Here is a 3,220-nt window from a genome sequence, read left to right on the forward strand (position 1 = left end):
AAAGCACGGCAGCTTCCTACCCTCGCAGGCAGTCTCCCACCAACTACTCTCGGCGTGAAGAAGCTTAACTGCTGTGTTCGGCATGGTTACAGGTGTTTCCTTCTTGCTATTGCCACCGTACTTTTCTTTGCTTGAGTTCTTACACTCAAAACTAAATATAATCCATTCTCAAAACCTTACCAGATTGCTTGAGCCTGTGGTCAAGTCCTCGACTGATTAGTACTAGTCCGCTCCAAGCCTCACGGCTCTTCCACTCCTAGCCTATCTACCTCTTAGTCTTTGAGGTGTCTTACTACTTTCGTATGGGAAATCTCATCTTGAGGGGGGCTTCGCACTTAGATGCTTTCAGCGCTTATCCCGTCCATACTTAGCTACCCAGCTATGCCTTTGGCAAGACAACTGGTACACCAGCGGTATGTCCATCCCGGTCCTCTCGTACTAAGGACAGCTCCTCTCAAATTTCCTGCGCCCACGACGGATAGGGACCGAACTGTCTCACGACGTTCTGAACCCAGCTCGCGTGCCGCTTTAATGGGCGAACAGCCCAACCCTTGGGACCTACTTCAGCCCCAGGATGCGACGAGCCGACATCGAGGTGCCAAACCTCCCCGTCGATGTGAACTCTTGGGGGAGATAAGCCTGTTATCCCCAGGGTAGCTTTTATCCGTTGAGTGATGGCCCTTCCATGCGGTACCACCAGATCACTAAGCCCGACTTTCGTCCCTGCTCGAGTTGTCGCTCTCGCAGTCAAGCTCCCTTATACCTTTACACTCTGTGAATGATTTCCAACCATTCTGAGGGAACCTTTGGGCGCCTCCGTTACTCTTTAGGAGGCGACCGCCCCAGTCAAACTGCCCGTCTGACACTGTCCCATGCCTCGCTTAGAGGCCCTGGTTAGAGCAGCCATCAAACAAGGGTAGTATCCCAACATTGCCTCTGATAATACTGGCGTACTATCTTCTCTGGCTCCTACCTATCCTGTACATGTTTAACAGCTGCCCAATATCAAATTGCAGTAAAGCTCCATGGGGTCTTTCCGTCCTGTCGCGGGTAACCCGCATCTTCACGGGTATTATAATTTCACCGAGTCTCTCGTTGAGACAGTGCCCAAATCATTACACCTTTCGTGCAGGTCGGAACTTACCCGACAAGGAATTTCGCTACCTTAGGACCGTTATAGTTACGGCCGCCGTTTACTGGGGCTTCAGTTCGCTGCTTCGCTTACGCTTACAGCTCTCCTTAACCTTCCAGCACCGGGCAGGTGTCAGCCCCTATACGTCGTCTTTCGACTTTGCAGAGACCTGTGTTTTTGATAAACAGTTGTTTGGGCCTTTTCACTGCGGCTGGCTTTTACACCAGCACCCCTTCTCCCGAAGTTACGGGGCTATTTTGCCGAGTTCCTTAACGAGAGTTCTCTCGCTCACCTTAGTGTTCTCCACTCGACTACCTGTGTCGGTTTGCGGTACGGGTACGTTAGCTCTTGCTAGAAGCTTTTCTTGGCAGTGTGACTCTTGAACCTTCGCTACTTTAATTTCGCTCCTCATCACAACTTGTGCTTTTCAAAAGCAAGCATTTGACTCACTCTTACACTTATTGCTTAAACATGGATGTCCAGCACCATGCGTTCTTTGCCTCCTGCGTCCCTCCTTCGCTATTAACGATCTAACGCAGTACAGGAATTTCTACCTGTTGTCCATCGACTACGCCTTTCGGCCTCGCCTTAGGTCCCGACTTACCCTGGGCGGACGAGCCTGCCCCAGGAAACCTTAGTCTTTCGGCGGATAGGATTCTCACCTATCTTGCGCTACTCATACCGGCATTCTCACTTCTAAGCGCTCCACTTATCCTCTCGATTAAGCTTCTCCGCTCTTAGAACGCTCTCCTACCACGCGTATTACTACGCATCCACAGTTTCGGTACTATGCTTAGCCCCGGTAAATTTTCGGCGCAGCGTCACTCGACTAGTGAGCTATTACGCACTCTTTTAATGATGGCTGCTTCTAAGCCAACATCCTAGTTGTCTACGCAACTCCACATCCTTTTCCACTTAGCATAGATTTTGGGACCTTAACTGGTGATCTGGGCTGTTTCCCTTTCGACTACGGATCTTATCACTCGCAGTCTGACTCCAGTGCTTTGATATATGGTATTCGCAGTTTATCTGAATTCAGTAACCCCTGACGGGCCCCTCGTCCAAACAGAGCTCTACCTCCATTATCATCCTCGCACCAGGCTAGCCCTAAAGCTATTTCGGAGAGAACCAGCTATCTCCAAGTTCGTTTGGAATTTCACCGCTACCCACAACTCATCCCCGCAATTTTTAACTTACGTGGGTTCGGTCCTCCAGTGCGCTTTACCGCACCTTCAACCTGGTCATGGGTAGGTCACTTGGTTTCGGGTCTACATCAAACAACTCTCTCGCCCTCTTCAGACTCGCTTTCGCTCCGGCTCCGTCTTTTCTGACTTAACCTCGCTATTTAACGTAACTCGCCGGTTCATTCTACAAAAGGCACGCCATCACCCTTTAATGGGCTTTGACTACTTGTAGGCACACGGTTTCAGGTTCTCTTTCACTCCCCTTCCGGGGTTCTTTTCACCTTTCCCTCACGGTACTGGTTCACTATCGGTCACATTCTAGTATTTAGCCTTGCGAGATGGTCCTCGCTGCTTCAATCGGAATTCCTCGTGTTCCGACCTACTCAGGATCCTGCTAGGCGTTACTTGGATTTCGCTTACGGGGCTCTCACCCTCTCTGGCTTACCTTCCCAGATAATTCTGCTATCCTCATAACTACCTTCTTGCAGTCCTACAACCCCAAATGATAAATCATCTGGTTTGGGCTCTTTCCGTTTCGCTCGCCGCTACTCTGGAAATCGATTTTTCTTTCTCTTCCTGCAGCTACTTAGATGTTTCAGTTCACTGCGTCTTGCCCTGATATACTATCTATTCATATATCAGTAATGCATCGCTGCATTGGGTTCCCCCATTCGGATATCTCCGGATCATTGCGTACTTACTGCTCCCCGAAGCCTTTCGTGGTTCGTCACGTCCTTCTTCGCCTTAATGTGCCTAGGCATTCACCGTGCGCCCTTATTTACTTGACCTTACTCAAGATCTTTGTTCTCTCGAACTCTCTCGGTCGCTCTTTGCAATCTGTTCTCTTTTGATTGTTTCTCGGTTTTTTCTTGGATTATATTCAGTTTTCAATGTACTAACTCGT

At 49.5% G+C, this 3,220-nt stretch carries 2 rRNA genes; both read right to left on the minus strand.

The features are described from left to right. Nucleotides 1–3: 3 nt before the first annotated feature. Nucleotides 4–120 (minus strand): 5S ribosomal RNA (rrf, locus tag J3U54_RS09040). Nucleotides 121–196: 76 nt separating this feature from the next. Next, a 23S ribosomal RNA gene (locus J3U54_RS09045) occupies nt 197–3,104 on the minus strand. Between the last annotated feature and the right edge of the window lie 116 nt (nt 3,105–3,220).

Source organism: Lactobacillus sp. B4007, assembly GCF_026535895.1.
GTDB lineage: Bacteria > Bacillota > Bacilli > Lactobacillales > Lactobacillaceae > Lactobacillus > Lactobacillus panisapium.